The sequence below is a fragment of the Streptomyces sp. NPDC005070 genome (genome assembly GCF_053600395.1).
On sequence record NZ_JBSFZS010000020.1, the window covers coordinates 38,448 to 62,903 of the forward strand.

The following is a 24,456-nucleotide window of genomic DNA, read 5'->3' on the forward strand; positions in this document are numbered from 1 at the left end:
CGCCCACCCGGATCCCGGGTCAGAAAGCCGCCCGGATCTCCCCCACCGCGCGGTCGCCGCCCAGCAGGGGGGCGGCGCCGATCCGCGTCACCACCGGGCCCGTCACGCCCAGCAGGTCCAGGCCGCGGGCGAGGACGGGGCCCAGGGCACGGGTCCCGCCGTCGTCGATCTTGAAGGCGAGGGCGCGGCCGTCGGGCAGCGCGACCGCCTGGACGGCTTCGGCGCCCATCTTGGACAGGGCGCCCGGGACCTCGCGCATCAGCCAGGTGTCGGGGCGCCGGGTGCCGGCGACGTACTCGGGGTGGGCGCGCATGGCGTCGGCCACCCGGCGTTCGGCGGAGCCGGGGGCCGCGAGGACGAAGGACCGGAAGGCGCGGGCGAGACCCGTGAGGGTGATGGCCATCAGGGGCGCCCCGCAGCCGTCCGTGCCGACCGCCGCGACGGGCTCCCCGGCGGCCTCCTCGACCACGGAGTGGATGAGCTGCTGGAGGGGGTGCCCGGGATCGAGGTAGGACTCGGTGGACCAGCCGCGCTGCGCGCACACCGCGAGCATCGCCGTGTGCTTGCCGGAGCAGTTCATGGTGACCCGGTCGCGGACGGCACCGGAGGCGAGGTAGGTCTCGGCCTCGACGGGGTCCAGCGGCAGGTCCGGCGGACACTGGAGCTGTCCGGCGTCCAGCCCGTGCTCGACGAGCATCTTCTGGACCAGGTCACGGTGGAAGATCTCGCCGGAGTGGCTGGCGGCGGCCAGGGCGAGGCGCTCCGCGGCCAGGTCCAGGCCCGCGCGCAGGATGCCCGCCGCCTGCATGGGCTTGTTCGAGGAGCGCGGGAAGACCGGTGCCGTCACCTCGCCGAGCGCCAGCTCGACCGTGCCGTCCGCGGCCAGGACGACCAGGCTGCCGCGGTGGTGCCCCTCGACGAAGCCGGACCGCACGACCTCGGCGAGCACCGGGAGCGTCCCGGATGGGCCGGTCGCACCGGACGCGCCGGGCCGGGGTGTCCGCTCGGGGCCGGGAGCCGTATCGGGCGTACGAGCCGTACGGGGCGTGCTCGGGGCGCCCGGTGCACCCTGAGTGCCGTCGGGTATGTCGGACATGGGCGAGCCTTCGGGCGTGCGGGGGGCTGCGGACATCGGCGGTGGCCTTCCGGAACGGGGACCCGCTCGGAAGGCGGCGGCCGGGTCGTGCCCCGGGCGGCGCCCTCGCCCGCGCGGAGCGGAAGCGCGCCTCGTGGATGCCGGCGCGCCCCTCGGCCCCGGGATCGCCGGGGCCGCCACGTCACATGAGCAGGTCGTCTACTTGTGCTTCCCCTTCACGGTACCTGCGGGCGATCTCGGCGCTGCAATCGTCGGCCGTGTGCTGGAGCTGCTGGCGCTGCCGGGAGACCTGCTGCTCGTACCGCACGAGACGGCCGAGTCCCGCGCTCAGCTCGTCGTCCGTACGGGCCTCCAGGTCCGACAGCTCCACCTCGGCGAGCATGTCGGCGGCCAGTGCCCGGTATTCCTCGCCGTGCGGCGTTCCCACGGTCACATGACGGGCCGAGGAGCGGTACCGGGCCGGCGCGTCAGTGAGGATCTCCGAGAGCCGCTCCACGACCGAGGGCCTCCCCCTGTCCACGGGCGAGAGGTGTCCGGAGGCCGTGGCGGGCATCCGGCGCTCCCCGCGGCGGGCGAGCTCCGCGCGCAGGATGTCGATACGTCCCTGGAGCAGCCGCCGGACATAGCTGAGGTCGGCCTCGTCCCGCTGGGCGTCCCGGCGCAGTGTCCGCAGTTCGGGCAGGCGGAGCACGGTGATGCCGGCCGGGGCAGGATCGACGGCCAGCGGGCCGCTGTCGGTGCGCTGCACCGGCGTCCGGGCCGTCATCGATTCCGCCCGTGCGCTCGTACGGGTCAATGACACGGCTCCGGTCTGCCCGGTCCTCGATGTGCTCATGTACCTCTACCGTCCCCTCGACCGGCGCGGTCCGCCCAACGGCCGGACCGCAACACCCCGCATGGTGCCACCCCAGATGGCCGCTATGTGACCGAGTGACCCGATCAGCCCCAGATGGCGGGTTGGTTACCCCGGAAAATCACGCGAAGGGCCCGCACCACGCGACGCAGCCATGACACGGCATCATGGTCCGCATGCGTGCGGTGGTGCAGAGAGTGGACGGCGCGAGCGTCGTCGTGGACGGCGAGACGGTCGGCGAGATCAGCGGCGAGGGCCTGTGCGTCCTCGTCGGGGTCACCCACGAGGACACCAAGGAGAAGGCGGCCCAACTCGCCCGCAAACTCTGGTCCGTCCGGATGCTGGCCGCCGAGCGGTCCTGCTCCGACATCGACGCGCCGCTGCTCGTCATCAGCCAGTTCACGCTGTACGGGGACGCCCGCAAGGGGCGCCGCCCCACCTGGAACGCGGCCGCCCCCGGCGATGTGGCCGAGCCCCTCGTCGACGAGGTCGTCGCCCAGCTCCGCGCCCTGGGCGCCACGGTGGCCACGGGCCGGTTCGGCGCCCAGATGCGGGTCTCCCTGACGAACGACGGCCCGTTCACCGTCCTTCTGGAGATGTGAGCCCTGCGGCTCCGGAGAGGTGAGCCCTAGAGCTCCGGAGAGGTGAGCCCTACGGCTCGACCACGACCTCCTGTGCCGCCGCCGTCGAGTCCGCCATCAGCGGGGCGTCCACCGGCACGTTGCGCTTCACGAGGGCCAGTGCGATCGGGCCGAGTTCGTGGTGGCGTGCGGATGTGGTGATGAAGCCGATCGTGCGGCCGGCGGGGTCCTCGTCCGCGAGGCGCAGCTCGGTGCCGTGCGGAGGCAGGACGACCTCGCTGCCGTCGAGGTGGAGGAAGACCAGGCGGCGCGGGGGCTTGCCCAGGTTCTGGACGCGGGCCACCGTCTCCTGGCCGCGATAGCAGCCCTTCTGGAGGTGCACCGCGGTACCGATCCAGCCCAGCTCGTGCGGGATGGTGCGGTGGTCGGTCTCGAAGCCGAGGCGGGGCCGGTGCTGCTCGACGCGCAGGGCCTCGTGGGCGAGGAGCCCGGCGGGCGGTCCGGCCTTCTCCGCCCAGGAGTCCAGGTCCGCGCGCGGCAGGAAGAGATCACGGCCGTACGGCGTCTCGCGGACGACGGCGCCCTCGGGTGCCTCGGCGATCGAACCGGCCGGCAGCTCGACGACCGCGAAGTCGGCGGTGCGGTCGGCGACTTCGACCCGGTAGAAGAACTTCATCGACTCCAGGTAGGCGACGAGCGCGTCCTGGGTGTCGGGTTCCGTGTGCATCCACACCGTCGTGCCGTCGTCGACGAGGTACAGCGCGTGCTCGATGTGGCCGTTCGCGGAGAGGATCAGCGCCTCGGTGGCCTGGCCGGCCGGGAGGTCGGTGACGTGCTGGGTGAGCAGCAGGTGCAGCCAGGCCAGCCGGTCGTCCCCGGTGACGGTGACGACACCGCGGTGCGAGAGGTCCACGAAGCCGACGCCGTCGGCGAGGGCACGCTGCTCACGGAACAGGTCGCCGTAGTGGGCGGCGACGCCTTCGTCCACGCCCTCGGCGGGAACGGCGCCGGGCAGGGACAGGAGGGAACTCTTCATGGACATACACACTACGACCGAGCGGTCGCCGATTTTATTTCTGTCACTTCTGCAGGTCCTGGCAGTCCTTGCAGCGGCCGAAGATGGCGAAGTGCTTCATCTCCGTCTCGAAGCCGAAGGATTCCCGGAGCTTCGCGGTGAACTCGGCGGCGACGGAGACATCGGCCTCGATGACGTTCGAGCAGTCGCGGCAGACGAGGTGGATGTGGTGGTGCCGGTCGGCCAGGTGATAGGTCGGCGCGCCGTGTCCCAGATGGGCGTGGCTGACCAGCCCGAGCTCCTCCAGGAGCTCCAGGGTCCGGTAGACCGTGGAGATGTTGACCCCCGACGCCGTCTTCCTCACTTCGCCGAGGATGTCGTCGGGGGTCGCGTGCTCCAGGGTGTCCACTGCTTCGAGGACAAGCTGGCGCTGAGGCGTCAGCCGGTAGCCGCGCTGCCTGAGGTCGCTCTTCCAGTCGGTGCTCACCACACTGGAAGTCTAGGTCCATTCCCGTGGACGCCGCCCTGGGGAACGGCAGGACGGCCCGGGAGCGCGCGGCGGGGTCCTACTTGAAGAAGGCGATCCCGTCGTCCGGCATGTCGTCGGGCAGGTCCTTGGCCCAGCGCTCGACGTCCTCCGGGGTGACGACCTTCTTCAGGTGCCCGGACATGTAGGGGCGCAGCTCGACCTCGGGGGTCTGCTTCTCGCCGACCCACATGAGGTCGCTGTTCACATAGCCGTACAGACGCTTGCCGCCGCTGTAGGGGCCGGAGGCGGCCGTACGGGCCACGGCGTCGGTGACCAGGTCGATCTGCGGCTTCTTGTCGGCCAGCTCGCCGTACCAGATCTCGACGACGCCGTCGTCGCGGGTCATCACGACCTCGACCTTGCGGTCGGCGTCGACGCGCCAGAAGCCGGTCTCCGTCTCCAGCGGCCGGACTTTCTCGCCGTTCTCGTCGAGCACCCAACTGTGCGAGCGGTACTCGAGGAAGTCCCGCCCGTCGTGCGTGAAGCTGGCCTCCTGCCCGAAGTTGCACTTCTCGGAGCCGGGGAAGTCGTGGACACCGACTCCGGCCCAGTCGCCGAGCAGGAAGACAAGGGGGACCAGGTCCTTGTGGAGGTCCGACGGGATCTCGATCATGAGCTGAACAGTTCCTTGGTGGGGGTCAGCGCTGGCCCTGGTACAGCTTCTTCACGGTCAGCGCGGCGAAGGCGAGCACGCCGACGCAGACCAGGGCCAGCAGGGTTTCGAAGAAGATCTCCACGCGGGTGCTCCTCGGTGAGCGGAACGGGGTCCCCGCTCGGGCACAGCCGAGATGGGGGAGTACACAAAAGCCGGGCCCCAGCTTACGCGGCTGGGGCCCGGCCCTCTCTTCCAGGTGGGTCCTGCCGGACCCGTCACGCTCAGCCGAGGAGCTGGCTCTGCAGAACGACCGTCTGCTGGAAGGGGATCTCCCGCGCGGTGCCCTTGCGGGACTGCACGACGAGGGCGACCACGTCACCGGCCGACAGATACGCCTCACGGACCTGTTCGGCGCCGTACGGCCTGCTCTCCGTGTACGCGTACCGGGTGATCTGGTCGACCTTGGCGCGCTCGGGGAACGCCTCGTCCCGCTCCGTCAGGGCGGCACCGCGCAGCACGAGCGCGGCGGAGTCGTAGTTCGCCAGGTCCTGGACGATCAGGTTCTCCGCGACGGCGGCGGTGTCGAACTGGAGCAGGAAGATCCGCGTGTACGTGCCGTCGGCGGTGGTCCAGCCGCGTGCGGCGATGTGCCGCACGGCGTCGTCGGTCAGCAGCCTGCCGACCGTCTCCTGGTCACCCCGCTCCGCGTAGTGCGCCAGGAAGTCCTTCCGCGCCAGCCAGCCGTCCCCGCCGCGCAGTGCCGCGTCGGCCTTCGCGCCCTTCGGGGCCGGCAGCAGGAGCTCACGCAGGTCGGCGTAGTGGGAGCCCGCCTTGTTCGACTCGGCGAACGGCCCCGGGCTGCCGGAGGGCAGCGGAGGCTTGACGATCACCGGATAGTCCCAGCGGCCGTCGGACTTCGTCGCAAGACCAGGTACGTCGGTGCGCTCCATGCCCGTGATGCCGTACGCGGCTGCCGAGCCGACCGCCGCGAAGACCACGGCCGCGGCCGTCCAGCGCAGGACGGCGCGCAGCACCCGACGGTCCTTCCTGACCTTGACCGGGGAAGCCAGGACCTCGACGGCCACACCCTCGACCGCGGCGGTCTCGGGCGGCGCCTCGGGCAGCGGAGGCACCACGGCCTCCGGCCCGGCCGATGGTTCGGATGCCTGTCGTTCGGCCGTCTGCGGTTCGTCTGCCTGCATTTCGGCTTCCGGTTCGACGGACCGCGATTCGGCCCGCGACCCTGCTTCAGGTTCGAAGTCCTCGGCCGGTGTCTGTCTCGTCTGCTCGGTCATACCGCTTCCCCCGGCTCCTGGATGCGGTCGAGCTGAATGCGGAGCAGTCGCGCGACCCCCTCGGTGTCCATCGAACCGGTCCCTGACGCGGTCAGGCCGACCAGCACGTCGCCCTGGTAGGCGGAGCAGATCATCGTGTCGAGATTCCTCTTCTTGTCCTTGGGGGACAGGAAGCACTTGGCGTTCTTGTGGCCCTCGACCTTCGGTCCGGCACGGAAGATCTGGAGGGCGTCGAAGAACTCGTTCTGGAACGTCGACATGTTCCGGACGGCCCGCTTGTCCTGGATCTGGGCCAGTTCGATCTCGACGTCGTAGGGGCCCTCACCCTTCCGCGCGGTGCCGAGGACGAGGTAGCTGCGCATCGCCATGCCCATGGTGTGCTGGTCGTCGATCCGCTTCTCGATCTCGCGCCGCCGGGAACGGGGCAGATCACGGACCGCCTCCTTGCGCAGGGCCTCGGCCTTACCGCCGCTGAGCACCGCCTCGGAGCCGAACTCGGCGATGTCCGGACCACGGTTCAGGCCGGCGTCGTAGGGCACGAGCATGCCGGCGAGCGAGGACGCGGGCTTGGCTTCCTCGACCGCACCGCTCGCGGACTTCGGGAACTTCCAGGACGGCGCACCCGCGTCACGGTCGGCGTCCCGCACGGTCACCACGGTGCAGGCGCCGCCGGCGATCACGGCCCCGACGAGCAGCACGGCACCGGCGACGGCGGCGATACGGCCACGGCGGGCGCGCTTCCTGCCGGACTCGGGTACTGGTGCGGCCGCGTCGGACGCGGCCTGCACGGGAGGCGTCACCTCGGAGGACGTCGGCTCAGGAGATACCGGCTCGGAAGGCGCCGGCTCGGACGCGGCCTGCACGGTAGCGAGTTCGACGGGCTTCGCCGGCTCCGCGCCCTGAGGGTTCTCGGATTGCTCGTTCACAGCCGCTCCAACTGCCGCTTGGCCAAATCCATGATCTTCGACTTCGTGATCGGCTTGGAGTCGTAGATCCAGATCTCCATGGCGATGTCACCGCGCGCGGCGGTCGCCCCCGCCTTGTAGAGCGGCAGATAGCCCGCCTTGCGCTCGGGCTTGAAGAGATAGACCGTCCCGTCGCTCCCGCTGGTGATGGGCCAACCGCGGGTGTCGTCCGTCTTCCACCCGTGGGCCCGGCCCTCGGCGACGAGGTCCTCCTCCTGGCGGTACTGCACCAGCCGGACGGTGACGTTACGGGTGGAGGTCTCGGTCCAGGTGGCGCCGGCGGCCCGCCGGAACTCCTGTCCGACGAGGCGGTCGAACACACGGTCCGAGTGCTCCAGCTCGCCCGCGTAGCCGGCCATGTCAAGCCAACCGTCCGTCTCCGGCGCCCAGTCGGGCACCTTCGTGCCCTTCGGCCGGGGGATCAGCAGCTTGCGAAGGTCGCCGTCTGTCTTCACCCGGTGGTCCTGGGCGGCGGACAGGGGTTCGGGGGCGGGGCCCTTCGCGCGGGTCAGCACCGGCTGTGACAGCGAAGGCAGCCGGGTCGGCTCGCGGTGGGCCTGGACCAGGAATCCGGCGCAGGTACCGGCGACGAGACCGAGCACGGCGGCCGTGGCGATGAGCAGCGTCGTACGACCTCGCCGACGGGGCCTGGGCCCTGACGGGGCGTCCGACGTCGTACCCGGATCGACAATCGGCGTGTCATCGGACACGCTCGGTCTTTCCGGTGATTCGGATTCTTCGGGTACTACCAAGACGTCCCCCCACAGAAGGTGAAGCACGGATTCCATATCCGCGCACAGGAGACTCATGGTCCGTACATGGGGTTGCACCGGTGTCGATCACGATTCGGACTACGATGGCGGCCATGGCGAAGAAGCTCGTGATCAAGGTGACGGCGGGGACCGACGCCCCGGAGCGCTGCTCACAGGCGTTCACCGTCGCGGCGGTGGCCGTGGCCAGTGGCGTCGAGGTCTCGCTCTGGCTGACCGGCGAGTCCTCCTGGTTCGCGCTGCCGGGCCGCGCCGCCGAGTTCGAGCTGCCGCACGCGGCACCGCTGCCCGATCTGATCGACTCGATCCTGGCGGCCGGGCGCATCACCCTGTGCACCCAGTGCGCGGCCCGGCGCGACATCACGGAGAAGGACGTCCTGGAGGGCGTGCGGATCGCGGGTGCGCAGGTGTTCGTGCAGGAGGCGATGACGGACGGGACGCAGGCGCTCGTCTACTGACCTCGTCTGCGCCGCGTGCGCGTGTCCACCCAGAGACAGAAGGGGTGGCCCGCCGGGTCGAACAGCACCCTTACGTCGTCCTGGGGCTGCTGCTCGGCGAGCCGGGCGCCCTGTTCCACGGCGTGGGCGGTCTCCTCGGCGAGGTCGTCGACCTCGATGTCGAGATGGAGCATCATCCGCTGGTCGCCGGGGCCCGCGGGCCACACCGGCGGTGTGTAGTGCGGCTCGGTCTCGAAGGCGAGCGCGATCCCGTCGAAGGGCGGGCCGATGAGCACCCAGTCGGGCTCCTCCGACCGCACCTCGTACCCGAGCAGCCTCTGGTAGAAGCCGGCGAGTTCATGGGCGTCGGGTGCGTCGAACACCACGGTGGACAACCTCGTACGCGACATAGACGCCTTTTCCGCTCCTATGGCTGCCGTCGGTTCACGGCTGCCGACGCTTCTTGCCGTCCAGCTCGTCCCACCACTCGTCGGACTTCGGGTCCCCGGACGGGTCGTCCCACCATCGGTCCTCGGGCCCCCGCCGGTTGGCCACCATCGCGGCCACCGGCGGAATCAGCATGGCCACCACGCACATGGCGACGGCCGCGGGAACCGACCACAGCCGTACGACCGCCCAGGCGAGGACGAACAGCACGATGCACGTCCCCATCATGGCGAAGTACAGGTGACGCCTGCGCGCGTACATACCACCAGCGTAGGCCCGGACAACCCGTCCGGCGCAGTGCCGGCAGGCCGGGGAGCGGGCAAGCCGAAGGGCCGCACCCCGATCCGGTAAGCGTCCAACCCCCGGGGGTGCGGCCCTTCGGCCGTTCAGTCGACTGCCGTCATCGACGGCGGTCCGCCGTTCAGACGGCGATCGCGACCTCGGCGAGGCCGCCCGTCTGGGCGACGACCGTGCGGTCTGCGGTGCCACCGGGCACCAGCGCGCGGACGGTCCAGGTGCCCTCGGCCGCGTAGAAGCGGAACTGGCCCGTCGCGGAGGTGGGGACCTCCGCCGTGAACTCGCCGGTCGAGTCCAGCAGACGGACGTAGCCCGTCACCGGCTCGCCGTCGCGGGTCACCTGACCCTGGATCGTGGTCTCACCGGGCTTGATCGTCGAGGCGTCGGGGCCGCCGGCCTTCGCTCCACACATATTTCGATTCCGTCCTTCAGGCCTTGGGGGTTACTTGTTGGCGCCGAGCTCGATCGGCACGCCGACGAGGGAGCCGTACTCGGTCCACGAGCCGTCGTAGTTCTTGACGTTCTGCACACCGAGGAGCTCGTGCAGCACGAACCAGGTGAGCGCGGAACGCTCACCGATGCGGCAGTAGGCGATCGTGTCCTTGGCGAGGTCGACCTGCTCGGCGGCGTAGAGCTCCTTGAGCTCGTCGTCCGACTTGAAGGTGCCGTCGTCGTTGGCGTTCTTCGACCACGGGATGTTGCGGGCGCTCGGGACGTGGCCCGGACGCTGCGACTGCTCCTGCGGCAGGTGCGCCGGGGCGAGCAGCTTGCCGCTGAACTCGTCGGGCGACCGGACGTCGACCAGGTTCTGCGAGCCGATCGCGGCGACGACGTCGTCACGGAAGGCGCGGATGGCGGTGTTCTGGGCCTTGGCCTTGTACGCGGTGGCGGCGCGGTCGGGAACCTGCGAGCCGTCGACCAGGTCGCGGGAGTCGAGCTCCCACTTCTTGCGGCCGCCGTCGAGGAGCTTCACGTTCTCGTGGCCGTAGAGCTTGAAGTACCAGTAGGCGTAGGACGCGAACCAGTTGTTGTTGCCGCCGTAGAGGACGACCAGCGTGTCGTTGCCGATGCCCTTGGCCGAGAGGAGCTTCTCGAAGCCCTCCTGGTCGATGAAGTCACGGCGTACCGGGTCCTGGAGGTCCTTGGTCCAGTCGATCCGGATGGCGTTCTTGATGTGGTTCTTCTCGTACGCCGACGTGTCCTCGTCGACCTCGACGACCGCCACGTTCGGGTCGTCCAGGTGGTCCTGGACCCAATCGGCGTCTACCAGGACGTCGCTGCGGCTCATGCTCGTTCTCCTCCGGGGCAGTTGCGGCGGGGTGGTGCGATGGAGAGGCTGCGCGGTGCTGCATGCCGGTGAGGGCTGCGCGGCGCAATGGTGGCCCGGACAAGAGAGGTCCAGGGGCCCGGCTCGCGGAAGACGGGAACGCTTCCGCTCAGAAGGTGCGACAGAGCATGGCGGCGACGCGGCACAGGTCTACTGCCCGCCGCTTCGTGAGGTCCGCCTGTCGCTTCATGGGTCCGATCGTAGGGACGGACAGGCGGGCATGTCACCGGCGTGTCGGATGCTGAGACACGATCGTCCGCACTCTGATACGAACATGCCCTCGGAGCCCGTCCCGCACGGATTCCGGAGGGCTCCGCGGGCCCCGTACCGGCCGCCCATCTGCGGTACGGACGGGGTCGTCTCGCCTTTCGGACAACGACCCCTTCCGATGGGCCCCGCCACCGGTCCGGTCGCCCCTTCCGGCCGTCCTCCGGTCGGGCCTCCCGCCCGCCTCCGGCCGGGCCTCCCGCCCGTCTCAGGCCGGCCTCCCACCCGCCTCAGGCCAGGCTTCCACCCGCCTCCGGTCCGGCCTTCTACCCGACCAGCCGGACGTCCGAACCCTTCACCGAGATCTCGACGCCGTCGTGGGCCGCCTCGACCTTGTCGAGCTTGATCCCGCCGGGCAGTTGCTCGATCTTCTGCTCGAAGTCGGTGATCGAGCGGATCCGGCCCTCGGCGAGCTGGACACCCAGCTTGGGCAGGGAATCGGCGTGCACCTTCACGGTGTCGCCGGAGACGGACACGGAGCTGAGCACCGAGAGCGTCTTGGACGCCTTGGAGCCGGGGACGGTCACCGCGACGGCGACCTTGACCTTGCCGTTGCCGCCGTCGGAGAGGCCCGTGACCTGGGTCTTGATGCCGAACCCGACGTCCAGGGGCTCGGGCTTGGCGGCCTTCAGCAGCTCGGCGTACGAGATCGACGCGGTGCCGGTGGCGCTGCCGGCGGTCGCGGAACTGTAGTCGCCGCTGAAGGCGACGCCGTGCATCTCGGCGTTGAGGTCGTCGATGCGGATCGTGCCCGCGGAGGAGCCCGTGCCGCCCGTCGACGCCTCGTAGTCCTTGATGCCGACCTTCACGTCGTCGAGTTCGCCCGAGGCGACCTGGGTGAGGAACGGAAAGCCCCCGATGGACACGTCGGGGGTGGACGCGAGGCCCTCGCTGCTCTTGATCCGGCCTGCCGCCTCGTCCTCCGCGAACCAGACCGCCACCCGGTCGGCGAGTACGAACAGTCCGCCGAGAACGACCAACAGAACCACGGTTATTCGCAGTGCGCGCATGCTCGTTGTTCCCCTACCTGGGACGGCCCCGTCTGGACGGCCGAGTGGCCACCGAACGCGAGCCTAACCCCGAAGGGCCCCCGAATCGGGGGCCCTTCAAGGTAGTTGTCGATCACCTGTGACGAATCGGCGCGGCCCGAGGACCGCGACCGACCGCCCGGCGGGCGGGTCAGCCCAGAGCGCGGCCCAGCAGGTAGACCGCCGGAGCGGCGGCGGCCAGCGGCAGCGCCACGCCCGCGGTGAAGTGGACGAAGCGAGAGGGGTAGTCGTAGCTCGCCACCCGGTGGCCGATCAGCGCGCAGACACCCGCGCCGAGGCCGAGGAAGGCGCCGTGCGTGCCCAGGTCCGTCATCCCGCCGACCGCGATGCCGGCGCCGGTGGCGGCCAGCAGCGCGACGACCACGGAGGCCGCCGTGGGCAGCGGCAGCGCGCGGGCCAGGATCGCCGCGGCGACCGCGGCCGCGCCCACCGTGACGGCGTCCGGCTCGGCCGCCAGATGACCGGCCGCGATGATCGCCAGCGCCGCGGAGACGACGGTCGCCATCAGGCCGTACATGCGGGTGTCCGGATCGGCGTGGCTGCGGAGCTGGAGCACGAGGGTCAGCAGGACCCATACGCCGAGGGTGCCGAGGATCGCGGCGGGCGCGTTCTCCCGGCCGGCGGCGAGCAGCGCCACGTCGGCGGCCACCGCGCCCAGGAACGCCAGCGCGATGCCCTGCCGGGCGGGCCACATCCCGTTCAGCCGGAACCAGCCCGCCGCGGTGACGGCCTGGAGCAGGACGAGCGGTACGACGAGCGCGTACTCCCCGATCACCGCCGTCCCGGAGAGCAGCAGCGCGAGCAGCGCGGTCAGCGCGGCCGGCTGGATCCCGGGCTCGATGATCGGCGACCGTCCCTCGGCGCGGGCACGCTGCGCGTCGGTGATCCGGCTCTGGCCGGTGACCGTGGCGGGCCCGTAGGCGACGTCGGTCTCGCTCGCGCTCCCGGGCGAGGTGCCGCCGTCACGCGGGGTCCCGCCGGGGCGGGAGGGGTCTCCCGGGCCGCCGGCGGCCGGCGCGTGGGCCGGGTTCCACGGCTGCGCCGGGGCCTCGGGCGGCAGGGTCGCGCCCGCGACGCCGCCGTACCCCTGGGGCTCGCCGTAGCCCTGGTACCCCTGCGGGGGCGGGTACGAGGTGTCGGCCTCCTGGACCGGCGCCTGCGCCTGCGTCTCCCAGGTCCGCCCCTCCCACTGCTGGGTGTGCTGCGGCCAGTCGGCGTGCTGCTGGGGCTCCTGGGACTGGTGCTGCTGTGCTTGCTGATAGGGGTCGTACGCCTCGCGGCGACCCTCGTACGGCTGGTTGCTCATCGTCTCGCTCACCCTCCTGCGAACGGCGGGAGCACCTCGACCGTGCCGCCCTCGGCCAGCCGTACCGTCTCATGCCCGCGGGTCCCCACGGGATCACCGTCGATCAGGAACGAGCATCGGCGCAGGACGTGGACGAATGCGCCGGGGTGCCGTTCGCGGGCCGCGTCGAGTGCCTCGGCGAGCGTGCCGGCGTCGTACGGCTCGTCGCCGACGCCTGCCGCGGCCTTGGCGGCGGCCCAGTAACGCACCGTGCCCTTTGCCATCTCGTTCCTCAATCAAGCGATCTGGTGTGTGGTGTCCGCGCACCTGTTTGCGTGAACCCCGCCAGGCTAGCCCGCGTGCGCCGCGGACCAGTCGCGGATGCGGGTCAGGAGGTCGTCGGGGGCGGCGTTCTCGGCGTGACCCATGCCGTGCTCCAGCCACAGTTCGGCGTGCCCGGCGGAGGCCTCGGCCAGCATGCGCGGGTGGTCGACCGGGAAGTAGCCGTCCCGGTCGCCGTGGACGATGAGGAGCGGGGTCGGCGCGATGAGCGGGACGCACTCGACCGGGGACGCCGGCACCGGATCCCAGTCACGGTGGTGGATTCGGGTCCGCAGACCGACCCGGCCCACGATCCGGCCCTCCGGACGGGTCACCAGCCAGTGCACCCGCCGCATGGGGGCCGTACCGCGGTAGTACCAGCGGGCCGGCGCGCTCACCGACACGACCGCGTCCGTACGTGCCTCCGCGCGCCCCTCGCGCTCCCGCGCCGCCGCCGGTCCGCCACCCGCGGCCCCGGGACCGTTCTCCCCGTAGAGCGCCGCGTGCCGCAGCACCACCGAGCCGCCCATCGAGAAGCCGACCGTCACGATCCTGGTGTGCCCGAGTTCACGCGCCCAGGCGACGGCCGCCGCCAGATCGAGGACCTCGCGGTCACCGACGGTGGAACGGCCGCCCGATCCGCCGTGGCCGCGGAAGGAGAAGGTGACCACCGCCCCGCCGCCGGCGAGGACGCCGGCCGCCCGGCGAACGTGCGGACGGTCCAGATCGCCTGTGAATCCGTGTGCGACGATGAACGCAAGGTCACCGGACGACTCCGTTCCGGGGTCGTAGGCCGCGTCGATGTCCACCCCGTCGGCCGTACGCAGAAACCTCCGCAGAGGGGTGCGCGGAACCGTCTCAAGGCGTGGACTCTTGAACGAACGCGTCATGTGACCTGCCGGACCTGGGCTCATGTGGGCTATTCTGCTGGGCATGAGGACTCGGGCAGAGTAGCCCCCGGGTCCTTTTGTGCTTTCAGAAGCGTTGTATACGAAGCGGGAAACCGCAGGTGTACGGGCCGCGAAGGCACGGCGGATCCCGGAGGCGCGGGAGCCGTATGTACAGGGCAGTGCCGCAAACGTCCTCGCAGGGACCGAGGAGGAACCAGACGTTATGGGCGAGCGAACCGTGCACGAAGGCAGGACGACCCGAGTGGGTGAGGCTCGATGAGCTCTCTCCTGCTCCTGACCAACGCCCTTCAGCCGTCGACGGAGGTGCTTCCCGCTCTCGGCCTGCTGCTGCACAACGTGCGCGTGGCTCCGGCGGAAGGCCCGGCCCTCGTCGACACCCCCGGTGCCGACGTGATCCTGATCGACGGACGACGCGACCTCCCCCAGGTCCGCAGCCTGTGCCAGTTGCTGCGCTCCACGGGACCCGGCTGTCCGCTCGTCCTCGTCGTGACCGAGGGCGGCCTGGCGGCCGTCACCGCCGACTGGGGCATCGACGACGTCCTGCTCGACACGGCGGGCCCCGCCGAGGTCGAGGCGCGCCTGCGGCTCGCGATGGGCCGCCAGCAGATCGTCAACGACGACTCCCCGATGGAGATCCGCAACGGCGATCTCTCCGTGGACGAGGCGACCTACAGCGCCAAGCTCAAGGGCCGGGTCCTCGACCTCACCTTCAAGGAGTTCGAACTCCTGAAGTACCTCGCGCAGCACCCGGGCCGCGTCTTCACCCGCGCCCAGCTCCTCCAGGAGGTCTGGGGCTACGACTACTTCGGCGGTACGCGCACGGTCGACGTCCATGTACGGCGTCTGCGCGCGAAGCTCGGGCCCGAGCACGAGTCGCTGATCGGAACCGTCCGGAACGTCGGTTATCGATTCGTTACTCCGGAGAAGGTGGAGCGCGCCGCGGACACCGCGAAGGCCAAGGCGGCCCAGCCAAAGCCGGATGATGCGGACGAGACGGCGCGCCCGGACGGGACCGCTCCCACGCAGGCCTCCGCGCAGCCCCAAGAAGCCGCCGTACGCCCTGCCCAGAGGTAGGTCCATCCGCGTAGACTCCGCGCGTGGCCAAGGTGACTAGGGATGATGTGGCGCGACTGGCGGGTACTTCCACCGCCGTCGTCAGTTATGTCATCAACAACGGACCCCGGCCGGTTGCCCCGGCCACGCGCGAGCGCGTTCTCGCCGCGATCAAGGAGCTTGGGTACCGGCCCGACCGGGTCGCCCAGGCCATGGCCTCGCGGCGGACGGAGCTCATAGGCCTGATCGTGCCGGACGCGCGCCAGCCCTTCTTCGGGGAGATGGCGCACGCCGTCGAACAGGCCGCCGCCGAGCGCGGGAAAATGGTCCTGGTCGGCAACTCCGACTACATCGCCGAGCGCGAGGTCCACTATCTGCGGGCCTTCCTCGGCATGCGGGTCTCCGGACTGATCCTCGTCAGCCACGCGCTGAACGACCACGCGGCCGCCGAGATCGACGCCTGGGACGCCCGCGTGGTGCTGCTGCACGAGCGCCCCGAGGCGATCGACGACGTCGCCGTCGTCACCGACGACATAGGGGGCGCCCAGCTCGCCACCCGGCACCTCCTGGAGCACGGCTACGAGTACGTTGCCTGTCTCGGCGGTACGGCCGAGACGCCCGCCGTCGGCGACCCCGTCTCCGACCACGTCGAGGGCTGGCGGCGCGCCATGCAGGAGGCCGGCAAGCCGACCGAGGGACGCCTCTTCGAGGCCCCGTACAACCGCTACGACGCCTACAAGGTCGGCCTCGAACTGCTCGCCGGACCGCATCGGCCGCCGGCCATCTTCTGCTCCACGGACGACCAGGCGATCGGTGTCCTGCGCGCCGCGCGCGAGCTGCGCATCGACGTGCCGGGACAGCTCGCGGTCGCCGGGTTCGACGACGTCAAGGAAGCGGGCCTGACCGACCCTCCTCTGACAACGATCGCATCGGACCGCTCGGCGATGGCCCGTGCGGCCGTGGACCTCGTCCTGGACGACGGGCTGCGGGTGCCCGGCTCCCGCCGCGAGCGGCTGAAGCTGTTCCCCTCGCGCCTGGTCCTACGGCAGTCCTGCGGCTGCGAGTAGCCCGCCCCTCGGCGGCCGCGACCGGCCGCCGCGCTCCGGCGGCCCGCCCGCCCCACGCGCCTTCCACCCGGACGACGAAGATCCCCGCGCCCTGAGGGACGCGGGGATCTCTGTGTGCCGACACGGGCCGGGAGGACCGAGAGGGCCTCAGGCCTTCAGGCCTTCAGGCCCTAGAACAGCAGGTTGTACTGGTTGAAGCCGGTCCCGAGGCTCTTGCGGGTGCCGAAGAGGCTGCTGGAGGCCTTGCCGGTGCCCGGGTAGAGCCAGAGCGTGCCGCCCGAGTCGCGGGCGATGACGTCCGCGACACCGTCACCGGTCACGTCGCCGTTGGCCACGTTCGAGGTGAAGTTCCAGCCCGTACGGGCCTGGATGCGCGCCGAGAACGGGGTCTTCTCGACCTGCGTGCCCCGGTAGAGGTACAGGACGCCCGAGCTGTTGCGGACCAGCAGGTCGGCGCGGCCGTCGCCGGACAGGTCGCCGTGACCGAAGATCTTGACGTTCTTCCACGCCCTGTCGACGATCTTGACGCGGCCGTAGAACTGGCCGGTGCCCTTGCCCGGGTAGAGGTAGACCGAACCGTCCGCGTCCACCGCGACCAGGTCGGGGCGCGCGTCACCGGTCAGGTCGCCGGGGACGGCGTACGACTTGTAGCCGCCCCACACCGAGCTGATCTGCATCCACTCGAACTCGCCCGAGCTGTGGTTCATGTAGCTGCGGTAGAGCTTGCCGTCGCCCTTGTCCCGCATGATCAGGTCCTGGTAGAAGTCCCGGTCCAGATCGGCCTGGAGGACCCAGCTCGCGTTCTGCCAGCCGTTGCCCTGGTAGGCGCGCGCGGCGAGCGAGGTGCCCTTGCTGTCCTGCTCGAACAGACCGCCGGAAGGCGTGCGCTCCAGCAGGTCGGCGCGGCCGTCGAACGTCAGGTCGGCGTCGTCGATGCGCGGCTGGGCCGCCCAGGTGTACGAGGACACCTTGGTGAACACCGGGTAGGCACCCTTGGCGGTGCACCCCGAGACACCCCACGAGACGATGCCGATGATCTTGCCGCCGAACATCACCGGGCCGCCGGAGTCACCGTTGCACGGGCTCTTGGTGCCCTCGTCGACGCCGGTCGCCGGGGTGCCAGCGCAGAACATCGAGCCTTCGACGAAGTCGTCCTCGCCGAGGACGGTGTTCATCGCGCTGTTGCAGGTCGCGTCCTTCACCAGCGGCAGGCTGACCTTGCGCAGGTTCGCCGACAGGTCGGCGTCCGCGGCGCCCGAGGTCAGGCCCCAGCCGTAGACGGTGGCGTTGTTGCCGGCCTGGTAGGAGGCGCTGTCGCCCGCGGACACCAGCTTCGCCCACTGCTGCTCCAGCGGACGGTCCAGGGTGAGAACCGCGACGTCGTTCTGGAGGGTCGAGCTGTCGAAGTGCGGGTGGTTCCACTGGCGGTAGACGCCCGCGACGGTGCCGTTGGTGGTGTCCAGCAGGCCGGTGGCACCGGCGACGACCGCGCCGTTGTCCGCCCAGTCCAGACCCGCGACGCAGTGGGCCGCCGTCAGGACCTTGTTCGGGGCGACGAGGGTGCCGCCACAGAAGTAGCCGGTCCCGGCCGCGCTGTCGTAGTAGGAGAGCTGGACCATCCACGGCGCGGAGGAGATCGTCGTCTCGCTGCCGCCGATGATGAACGGCGTCTTCTTGGGCGCCGTGCCGGGGGTCGCCTGGGTCTTGGCCGCCTCGACCACGCGGTGGCGCAGCTCCTTGTCGGAGGCGGTCGGCGCGGGCGCCGCGGTGGACTGGGCGACGCTCGCGTCGGGCAGTCCGGCCGGGTCACCGGCCGCGGAGGCGGGCTGTGCCGCGAGGGCGCCGGCGCAGGTCAGCGCCAGTGCGAGAGCGGCCGTCGGCAACGCCGTGGCGGGGCGTCTCCAGCGGTCGCGCAGGGCAGGTATCACTAAGGACTCCTGGTGTGGGTGCGTGTGCCGTGTTCTCGTCAGAGGCCCGAGGAGGGCGTACGACGCACCGGCCCGACCGTCGACGGCAATCGCTTGCATCGACATCGGGCGTAACCGCGGAGCCCCCCTCCGGCCCGGGAATCGTAGGCCTCACCGATCTCTCGGCACACGGCCTTCACAGGGGTCGGAGAAGTGTTCGTCCCCGGCGTTCCGGGACATCACCGGTGCGCAACCCGCCGTTTGCCGGAGGGCGACGGAACCACACACGGTGCACGGCCGGGTACACGCCGGAAGCGCGGCACTGACCCGGCGGAGGCACCCGTCGAGCACGCACAGACCGTTCTCACGACGCCCGCAGGGGTCTCTCAGGCAGCTCGCAGAAAGCGTCTTTATATCGGGCATACGAGGTTCTGTCGGGCTTCTCAGGGGCCACTCAGGGAGCTCTCATCATCGGGGGACAGTCTCGTTTCCATGACCGAGAGCTTCCGCCGTAGCGGCGAGTACCCCCAGGGCGACCACCACGGGTCCGCGTACCCGGAGCAGCAGTCGCATTCCTCCTCCCCCGTGAACCCCGAGTGGCCTCCGCCCCCGGCGTACGACCCTGCCGGGCCGGTCCATGTCGAGCCGGGCACCACGGTGTGGCCGGGCTCCGGCTCCGGCCACGGCGGCGGCGACGGGGGCCACGCCGCCGGCCCGTACGCCGGCTATCCCGAGCACGACCCCGCCGGCACGACCGCCGCGTTCGCCACCGTGGCCCCCGGCCACACCCAGCCTCCCGCGAGCCCGGCCGGCAAGCGGCGCGCCAAGGGTCCGTTCGCCCTGCTCGCCGCCGTGGCGATCGTCGCCGCGGCGATCGGCGGCGGCACCGCGTACGCCTTCCAGGAGCTGACCGGCAACGACACCGTCGCCACCTCCAGCACCACCAGCGCCAACGTGGTGCCCACCAGCCAGCGCGGCACGGTCTCCGGCGTAGCCAAGGCGGTCAGCCCGAGCATCGTCGAGATCGGCGCGACCTCGAACGCGGGCTCGTCCACCGGCTCGGGCGTGATCATCACGACCGGCGGCGAGATCATCACCAACAACCACGTCGTCTCGGGCGCCTCCGAGATCAAGGTGCAGCTCAGCAACGGCAAGTCGTACACCGCGAAGGTCGTCGGCACCGACAGCAAGAAGGACCTCGCGCTGATCAAGCTGGACAACGCGCCCTCCGGCCTGAAGCCCGCGACGCTCGGCAACTCCGACGGCGTCCAGGTCGGCGACCAGGTCGTCGCGATCGGCTCCCCCGAGGGCCTGACCGGCACCGTCACCAGCGGCATCGTCTCCGCCCTCGACCGCGACGTGACCGTCTCCACCGACGAGAGCCAGAGCCAGCAGCAACAGCAGGACGGCAGCGGCAACGGGCAGTGGCCGTTCGAGTTCGGCGGCCGGCAGTTCAACGGCGACACCGGCTCCTCCACGACGACGTACAAGGCGCTGCAGACCGACGCCTCGCTCAACCCGGGCAACTCCGGCGGCGCCCTCATCGACATGAACGGCAACATCGTCGGCATCAACTCCGCGATGTACTCGGCCGCTTCGGACTCCTCGTCCTCCTCGTCGAGCGCGGGCAGCGTCGGCCTCGGCTTCGCCATCCCGATCAACACCGTCAAGGCCGACCTCGCCACCCTGCGGGCCGGCGGTTCCGACAGCTAGCCCGGAGGTCGCCATGATGATCAAGAGTGTCCAGCACACCGCCGCGGCGGGGGACGCGGCCGCACTCGGCCTCGCCCTGGCGGTCGCCCGCGAACTGCACCCGTCCGTCCGGCGTGCACCCGAACTGGCCCCCGCCGTGTCCCGGCCCGCCCGGGGCCGGACCTCCGCCCGCCGCCGCACCGTACGAAGCTGATCCATTCCGGCACGGCCGGGAACGTGCAAGGCTGAAAGCACCGGATCACCACTCATACCACCCGAGGAACCCGACGCCCATGACCTCCGCCGAAGGCGACCGTGACACCCAGCGCATCCTGATCGTCGACGACGAGCCGGCCGTGCGCGACGCACTCAAGCGCAGCCTCGCCTTCGAGGGATACGACACCGAGGTCGCGGTCGACGGCGCGGACGCCCTGGAGAAGGCGACGGCCTACCAGCCCGACCTGGTCGTCCTCGACATCCAGATGCCGCGCATGGACGGCCTCACCGCGGCCCGCCGGATGCGCGGCGCGGGCACCACCACGCCCATCCTCATGCTGACGGCCCGTGACACGGTCGGCGACCGCGTCACCGGACTGGACGCCGGAGCGGACGACTACCTCGTCAAGCCCTTCGAGCTCGACGAACTCTTCGCCCGCATCCGCGCGTTGCTGCGGCGCAGCTCGTACGCGGCAGCCGCGGGCGCGGTCGTCGAGGACGACGCGCTGACCTTCGGCGACCTGCGCATGGACCTGTCGACGCGCGAGGTCACCCGTGCGGGACGCCCGGTGGAGCTGACCCGCACCGAGTTCACCCTGCTGGAGATGTTCCTGGCCCACCCGCGCCAGGTCCTCACCCGCGAGCAGATCCTGAAGGCCGTCTGGGGCTTCGACTTCGAACCGTCGTCGAACTCCCTCGACGTCTACGTCATGTACCTGCGCCGCAAGACGGAGGCCGGCGGCGAACCGCGCCTGGTCCACACGGTGCGGGGCGTGGGGTACGTGCTGCGGTCCGGTGGCGCGGAGTGATGCGACGCTTCAAAACGCTGCCGCTGCGCTCGCGGCTGGCCCTTCTGGTGGCGGCCGCGGTGGCGTTCGCGGTGGCGGCGGTCTCGGTGACGTGCTGGTTCATCGTCCAGGGGAAGTTGTACGACGAGCTGAACAACCAGTTGCAGTCCTCGGCGGCCCGCCCCCAGGGCAGGAACATCGCCAACACCATCCAGAACTGCACCAGCACCCCGAACGCCCCGTCCGGCCAGACACCGCCTGACGCCGGAGGCTTCCGGGCCCAGTTCGAGTCCTACCTCCAGGTGGTCACGGCGGACGGCCAGGTCTGTGTCGCCTCCACCTCGCCCGGCAAGATCGAGATCGCCGGGGGGGACACTGCACTCGCCAAGAACCCGGTCCAGGGCCACGGCACCTTCCGCGACGGCACCGACACCAAGGGCAATCCGGTGCGGGTGCTCACGGCCCCGCTGACCATCGCCAATCCGGACGGGACGACGACGCTCATCAAGGACGCCGCGACCATGTACGCCGTCCCCCTCAAGGGCACCAACGCCACCCTCAACGAACTGGCCCTCGTCCTCCTGCTCGTCGGCGGCATCGGAGTGGTGGGCGCCGGAGCAGCCGGACTCTGGGTCGCGCGGGCCGGGCTGCGCCCGGTCGACGAACTCACCGAGGCCGTGGAACACGTCGCCCGCACCGAGGACCTCACCATCCGCATCCCCGTCGACGAGGAGAGCGACGACGAGATCGCCCGGCTCTCCCGTTCCTTCAACTCGATGACCGCCTCCCTCGCGAGCTCACGCGAGGTCCAGCAGCAGCTCATCGCGGACGCCGGGCACGAGCTGCGGACACCGCTCACCTCCCTGCGGACGAACATCGAACTCCTCACCCGGAGCGAGGAGATCGGCCGCCCGATCCCCCCGGCGGACCGCAAGGCGCTGCTCGCCTCCGTGACGGCGCAGATGACCGAGCTGGCGGCGCTGATCGGCGACCTGCAGACGCTCTCCCGGTCGGACGCGGGACACACGGCCGACCGGGTGGAGGTGGTGTCCCTCCAGGACACCGCGGAAGCGGCCCTGCGCAGGGCCCGGCTGCGCGGCCCGGAGCTGACGATCACCGCCGAGCTGGAGCCCTGGTTCGTCCGGGCGGAGCCCTCCGCCCTGGAGCGGGCCATCGTGAACATCCTCGACAACGCGGTGAAGTTCAGCCCCGCGGGCGGCACGATCGACGTCCGGCTGAAGGACGGCGAGCTGACCGTGCGCGACCACGGCCCCGGCATCCCCGGTGACGAACTCCCGCACGTCTTCGACCGCTTCTGGCGTTCCCCGGACGCACGGGCCCTTCCCGGCTCGGGTCTAGGCCTGTCCATCGTGGCCCGCACGGTCCAGCAGTGTGGCGGCGAGGTGAAGCTGAGCCCCGCGGAGGGCGGCGGCACGATCGCGGCCGTCCGGCTTCCGGGAGCACCGACGGCCCCGCCCGACACCCTCTGACCTGCTCCCTGACGCGAGAGAGCCCCCACCCGGCCTCGGGTGGGGGCTCTCTCGCATGCCGTGCCGTGCCGGGACCGGGCCGGTCCGGCGGACGGCCGCCGGACCGGTCGGTGCTTCCGGCTACTTCAGAACCGTGATCCGGTCCGCCGTCGGGACCGGGTACGGCGTCGCGGCCGAGGAGTTGGCCGTCAGGTAGGCGCCGAGGGCCGCCAGGTCGTCGCCACCGACACGGACGTTGCCGCCCTTGCCGAGCTCGGCGAAGCCGTCGCCGCCGCCCGCGAGGAAGGAGTTCATCGCGACGCGGTAGGTGGCGGCCGGGTCGATCGCGGTGCCGTTGAGCTTGACCGAGTCGGCGACGACACGCGCCGCGCCGGTCTTGGTCAGGTCGAGGGTGTAGGTGAGGCCCTTGGAGATCTGGAGGATCTTCGGGGAGGCCTCGTTGGCGCCGCTGACCTGCTGCTGGAGCGCGGTGACCACCTGCGCGCCGGTCAGGTCGACCAGGTTGACGGTGTTGGCGAACGGCTGGACCGTGTACGCCTCCCCATAGGTCACCACGCCGTCTCCCTCACCGCTGCTCGCGGTGTAGGTGAGTCCGGCGCGGATACCGCCCGGGTTCATCACCGCGAGGTCGGCCTCGGGGTCGACGGACTTGGCGTACGCGAGCTGCGCGTCGGCGATCAGGTCGCCGGCCTGGGACTCGGTGCCGGTGTTGCCGATGTCGCCCGCGATGTAGCCGAGGGGACGCGAGGCGACCGGCGCGGAGAGCGCCTTCCACTTGGTGATCAGCGTCGTCATGTCGGCGGCCTTCGCGACATCACGCGTGACCACGTGGTTCGCGGACTTCACCGCCGTACGGGCGATGTCGCCGGTCCGGCGGTCGTACGTCAGCGTCGTGTCCGTGTACAGCCGGCCGAAGGAGGAGGCCGAGGTGACCATGCGGGGCTGCCCCGCCGGGTCGGGGATGGTGCACGCGTACGCCTGGTGGGTGTGGCCGGTGATCAGCGCGTCCACGGCCGGCGTGACGTTCTTCGCGATGTCGACGATCGGCCCGGAGATGCCGTCACCGGCGCCGGGGCTGTCGCAGTCGTAGTTGTACGCCGTCGAAGCGGGCGAACCGCCCTCGTGGATCAGCGCGACGATCGACTTCACACCCTGGCGCTGGAGCTCCTTGGCGTACTTGTTGATCGTCTCGACCTCGTCGCCGAACTTCAGGCCCTTGACGCCCTCGGCCGAGACGATGTTCGGCGTTCCCTCCAGCGTGACGCCGATGAAGCCGACCTTGACGCCGTTCTTCTTCCACACCCAGTAGGGCTTGAGGATCGGCTTGCCGGTCTTCTCGTCGGTGACGTTCGCCGCGAGGTAGGGGAAGTCGGCGCCGGTGAACTTCTTGCCGCCGGAGCAGCCGTCCACCGGGTGGCAGCCGCCCTTCTGGAGCCGGGCCAGTTCCTTGGCGCCCTCGTCGAACTCGTGGTTGCCGACCGAAGTGACGTCGAGGTCGAGGCCGTTGAGCGCCTCGATCGTCGGCTCGTCGTGGAAGAGACCGGAGATCAGCGGGGAGGCGCCGACCATGTCACCGGCGGCCGCCGTGATCGAGTACTTGTTGCCCTTGCGGGCGTCGCGCAGATGCGTGGCCAGGTACTCGACACCACCCGCGTCGACGGTCTTCGTCGTGCCGTCCGCCTGCAGCTCGGTGACCCGGCCCGAGGAACCGGTCGGCGGCTCCAGATTGCCGTGCAGGTCGTTGAAGGACAGGAGCTGGACGTCCTGGTAGCGGCCGCTGCCGTGGTGGTGCGACGGTGTCGCCTTGTCCTGGTGCGCACTCGCCGGGATCGCGGCGGCCAGCGCCCCGACGGTGGCGAGACCGGCGGCGGCCGCGAGAAGGCGATGAGTGCGTCTGGACCGGATCGTGGGCGGCATGGTTCCCCCTGGAGAACGGTGAAAGGCCGAAACGGTGTGCGATACGTGAGCCGAGCAGGTGGTGCGTGCCCTGTGCGTCGTGCGTGAGCCGAGCGGATGGTGCGTGCCACGGGTGCCGTGCGTTCCGTGTGCGAGCTGATGAACAGTCGCGGCTTTGCACGCACTTTAGAATCAACGCGCGTAGCGCGAAAGGGGGTTAGGGGTTACGGACTGATTGCCATCACCACACCGGAAGCCGAAAACCACGTCACCGCAGCTCACCGCAACACCCGCCACCCCCGCGCCG

At 70.8% G+C, this 24,456-nt stretch carries 27 protein-coding genes; 8 read left to right on the top strand and 19 right to left on the bottom strand.

The features are described from left to right. Positions 1-19: 19 nt before the first annotated feature. Together ACWEBX_RS09845 and ACWEBX_RS09850 are read right to left on the bottom strand one after the other, a co-directional pair. On the bottom strand, positions 20-1,096 hold the full coding sequence (locus ACWEBX_RS09845) for an asparaginase (protein WP_451884390.1): 1,077 nt from the start codon (positions 1,094-1,096) through the stop codon (positions 20-22). Between the two features lie 181 nt (positions 1,097-1,277). Then, entirely contained in the window at positions 1,278-1,931 is a 654-nt protein-coding gene (locus tag ACWEBX_RS09850; RefSeq protein ID WP_451884391.1) for an RsiG family protein, read from the bottom strand. Positions 1,932-2,125: 194 nt separating this feature from the next. Between ACWEBX_RS09850 and dtd the strand changes: the two genes are divergently transcribed. After that, the gene (dtd, locus tag ACWEBX_RS09855; RefSeq protein ID WP_451884392.1) at positions 2,126-2,551 is read left to right on the top strand and encodes a D-aminoacyl-tRNA deacylase; all 426 of its coding nucleotides are present in this window, start codon (positions 2,126-2,128) and stop codon (positions 2,549-2,551) included. Positions 2,552-2,600: 49 nt separating this feature from the next. On the opposite strand, the gene ygfZ is transcribed toward dtd, so the two are convergent. The 6 genes from ygfZ to ACWEBX_RS09885 all read right to left on the bottom strand — a co-directional run bounded on the left by ygfZ (position 2,601) and on the right by ACWEBX_RS09885 (position 7,639). After that, entirely contained in the window at positions 2,601-3,566 is a 966-nt protein-coding gene (gene ygfZ / locus ACWEBX_RS09860) for a CAF17-like 4Fe-4S cluster assembly/insertion protein YgfZ (protein WP_451884393.1), read from the bottom strand. A 43-nt stretch (positions 3,567-3,609) separates the two neighbouring features. Beyond that, entirely contained in the window at positions 3,610-4,035 is a 426-nt protein-coding gene (locus tag ACWEBX_RS09865) for a Fur family transcriptional regulator (protein WP_355759844.1), read from the bottom strand. Positions 4,036-4,111: 76 nt separating this feature from the next. Beyond that, a complete protein-coding gene (locus ACWEBX_RS09870) occupies positions 4,112-4,687 on the bottom strand; it encodes an FABP family protein (protein ID WP_451884394.1) in 576 nt (191 codons plus the stop codon). 263 nt (positions 4,688-4,950) lie between these two features. Continuing rightward, the gene (locus ACWEBX_RS09875; protein WP_451884395.1) at positions 4,951-5,871 is read right to left on the bottom strand and encodes a hypothetical protein; all 921 of its coding nucleotides are present in this window, start codon (positions 5,869-5,871) and stop codon (positions 4,951-4,953) included. 89 nt (positions 5,872-5,960) lie between these two features. After that, on the bottom strand, positions 5,961-6,890 hold the full coding sequence (locus tag ACWEBX_RS09880; RefSeq protein WP_451884396.1) for a hypothetical protein: 930 nt from the start codon (positions 6,888-6,890) through the stop codon (positions 5,961-5,963). Beyond that, a complete protein-coding gene (locus ACWEBX_RS09885; RefSeq protein ID WP_451884397.1) occupies positions 6,887-7,639 on the bottom strand; it encodes a hypothetical protein in 753 nt (250 codons plus the stop codon). The genes ACWEBX_RS09880 and ACWEBX_RS09885 overlap by 4 nt, the downstream gene beginning before the upstream one ends. A gap of 155 nt (positions 7,640-7,794) precedes the next feature. Between ACWEBX_RS09885 and ACWEBX_RS09890 the strand changes: the two genes are divergently transcribed. Next, a complete protein-coding gene (locus tag ACWEBX_RS09890) occupies positions 7,795-8,157 on the top strand; it encodes a DsrE family protein (protein WP_451884398.1) in 363 nt (120 codons plus the stop codon). Here the strand turns inward: ACWEBX_RS09890 and ACWEBX_RS09895 are convergent. From ACWEBX_RS09895 to ACWEBX_RS09935, 9 genes are all read right to left on the bottom strand, one after another. Then, positions 8,151-8,546, bottom strand: coding sequence for a VOC family protein (locus ACWEBX_RS09895; RefSeq protein WP_451884399.1), 396 nt, complete (start codon positions 8,544-8,546; stop codon positions 8,151-8,153). The genes ACWEBX_RS09890 and ACWEBX_RS09895 overlap by 7 nt on opposite strands. A 34-nt stretch (positions 8,547-8,580) precedes the next feature. Continuing rightward, a complete protein-coding gene (locus tag ACWEBX_RS09900; protein ID WP_385399620.1) occupies positions 8,581-8,844 on the bottom strand; it encodes a DUF3099 domain-containing protein in 264 nt (87 codons plus the stop codon). A gap of 160 nt (positions 8,845-9,004) precedes the next feature. Continuing rightward, positions 9,005-9,292 carry a DUF1416 domain-containing protein gene (locus ACWEBX_RS09905; protein ID WP_054232391.1) on the bottom strand — a complete coding sequence of 96 codons (288 nt, stop codon included), beginning with the start codon at positions 9,290-9,292 and terminating at the stop codon, positions 9,005-9,007. A 30-nt stretch (positions 9,293-9,322) separates the two neighbouring features. Next, a complete protein-coding gene (locus ACWEBX_RS09910) occupies positions 9,323-10,168 on the bottom strand; it encodes a sulfurtransferase (RefSeq protein ID WP_355759858.1) in 846 nt (281 codons plus the stop codon). A 148-nt stretch (positions 10,169-10,316) separates the two neighbouring features. After that, positions 10,317-10,397, bottom strand: a complete 81-nt coding sequence (locus ACWEBX_RS09915; protein WP_350310325.1) for a putative leader peptide — start codon at positions 10,395-10,397, stop codon at positions 10,317-10,319. Positions 10,398-10,740: 343 nt separating this feature from the next. Beyond that, the gene (locus tag ACWEBX_RS09920) at positions 10,741-11,484 is read right to left on the bottom strand and encodes an LmeA family phospholipid-binding protein (protein WP_451884400.1); all 744 of its coding nucleotides are present in this window, start codon (positions 11,482-11,484) and stop codon (positions 10,741-10,743) included. A 169-nt stretch (positions 11,485-11,653) separates the two neighbouring features. Further along, complete coding sequence (locus tag ACWEBX_RS09925) at positions 11,654-12,829, bottom strand: hypothetical protein (RefSeq protein ID WP_451884401.1); 1,176 nt, start codon at positions 12,827-12,829, stop codon at positions 11,654-11,656. 8 nt (positions 12,830-12,837) lie between these two features. Continuing rightward, complete coding sequence (locus tag ACWEBX_RS09930; RefSeq protein ID WP_451884402.1) at positions 12,838-13,092, bottom strand: MoaD/ThiS family protein; 255 nt, start codon at positions 13,090-13,092, stop codon at positions 12,838-12,840. A 66-nt stretch (positions 13,093-13,158) separates the two neighbouring features. Continuing rightward, positions 13,159-14,019 carry an alpha/beta fold hydrolase gene (locus tag ACWEBX_RS09935; protein ID WP_451884403.1) on the bottom strand — a complete coding sequence of 287 codons (861 nt, stop codon included), beginning with the start codon at positions 14,017-14,019 and terminating at the stop codon, positions 13,159-13,161. 276 nt (positions 14,020-14,295) lie between these two features. Between ACWEBX_RS09935 and ACWEBX_RS09940 the strand changes: the two genes are divergently transcribed. Both ACWEBX_RS09940 and ACWEBX_RS09945 read left to right on the top strand, forming a co-directional pair. Continuing rightward, positions 14,296-15,114 (top strand): winged helix-turn-helix transcriptional regulator, encoded by an 819-nt coding sequence (locus ACWEBX_RS09940; RefSeq protein WP_451884404.1) that lies wholly within the window; start codon positions 14,296-14,298, stop codon positions 15,112-15,114. 23 nt (positions 15,115-15,137) lie between these two features. Then, on the top strand, positions 15,138-16,160 hold the full coding sequence (locus tag ACWEBX_RS09945) for a LacI family DNA-binding transcriptional regulator (protein ID WP_384798536.1): 1,023 nt from the start codon (positions 15,138-15,140) through the stop codon (positions 16,158-16,160). A gap of 170 nt (positions 16,161-16,330) precedes the next feature. Here ACWEBX_RS09945 and ACWEBX_RS09950 read toward each other — a convergent pair whose 3' ends face one another. Beyond that, a complete protein-coding gene (locus ACWEBX_RS09950; RefSeq protein WP_451884405.1) occupies positions 16,331-18,088 on the bottom strand; it encodes a trypsin-like serine protease in 1,758 nt (585 codons plus the stop codon). 471 nt (positions 18,089-18,559) lie between these two features. Between ACWEBX_RS09950 and ACWEBX_RS09955 the strand changes: the two genes are divergently transcribed. From ACWEBX_RS09955 to ACWEBX_RS09970, 4 genes are all read left to right on the top strand, one after another. Continuing rightward, positions 18,560-19,780: a S1C family serine protease gene (locus tag ACWEBX_RS09955; protein ID WP_451884406.1), complete on the top strand. Its 1,221-nt coding sequence runs from the start codon at positions 18,560-18,562 to the stop codon at positions 19,778-19,780. A 13-nt stretch (positions 19,781-19,793) separates the two neighbouring features. Next, complete coding sequence (locus ACWEBX_RS09960; RefSeq protein WP_451884407.1) at positions 19,794-19,973, top strand: hypothetical protein; 180 nt, start codon at positions 19,794-19,796, stop codon at positions 19,971-19,973. A 79-nt stretch (positions 19,974-20,052) separates the two neighbouring features. Continuing rightward, on the top strand, positions 20,053-20,784 hold the full coding sequence (locus ACWEBX_RS09965; RefSeq protein ID WP_451884408.1) for a response regulator transcription factor: 732 nt from the start codon (positions 20,053-20,055) through the stop codon (positions 20,782-20,784). Next, positions 20,784-22,253: a sensor histidine kinase gene (locus tag ACWEBX_RS09970; RefSeq protein WP_451884409.1), complete on the top strand. Its 1,470-nt coding sequence runs from the start codon at positions 20,784-20,786 to the stop codon at positions 22,251-22,253. Before ACWEBX_RS09965 ends, ACWEBX_RS09970 begins: the two co-directional genes overlap by 1 nt. Before the next feature lie 120 nt (positions 22,254-22,373). On the opposite strand, the gene ACWEBX_RS09975 is transcribed toward ACWEBX_RS09970, so the two are convergent. Continuing rightward, positions 22,374-24,170 (bottom strand): bifunctional metallophosphatase/5'-nucleotidase, encoded by a 1,797-nt coding sequence (locus ACWEBX_RS09975; RefSeq protein WP_451884410.1) that lies wholly within the window; start codon positions 24,168-24,170, stop codon positions 22,374-22,376. Positions 24,171-24,456: the final 286 nt, after the last annotated feature.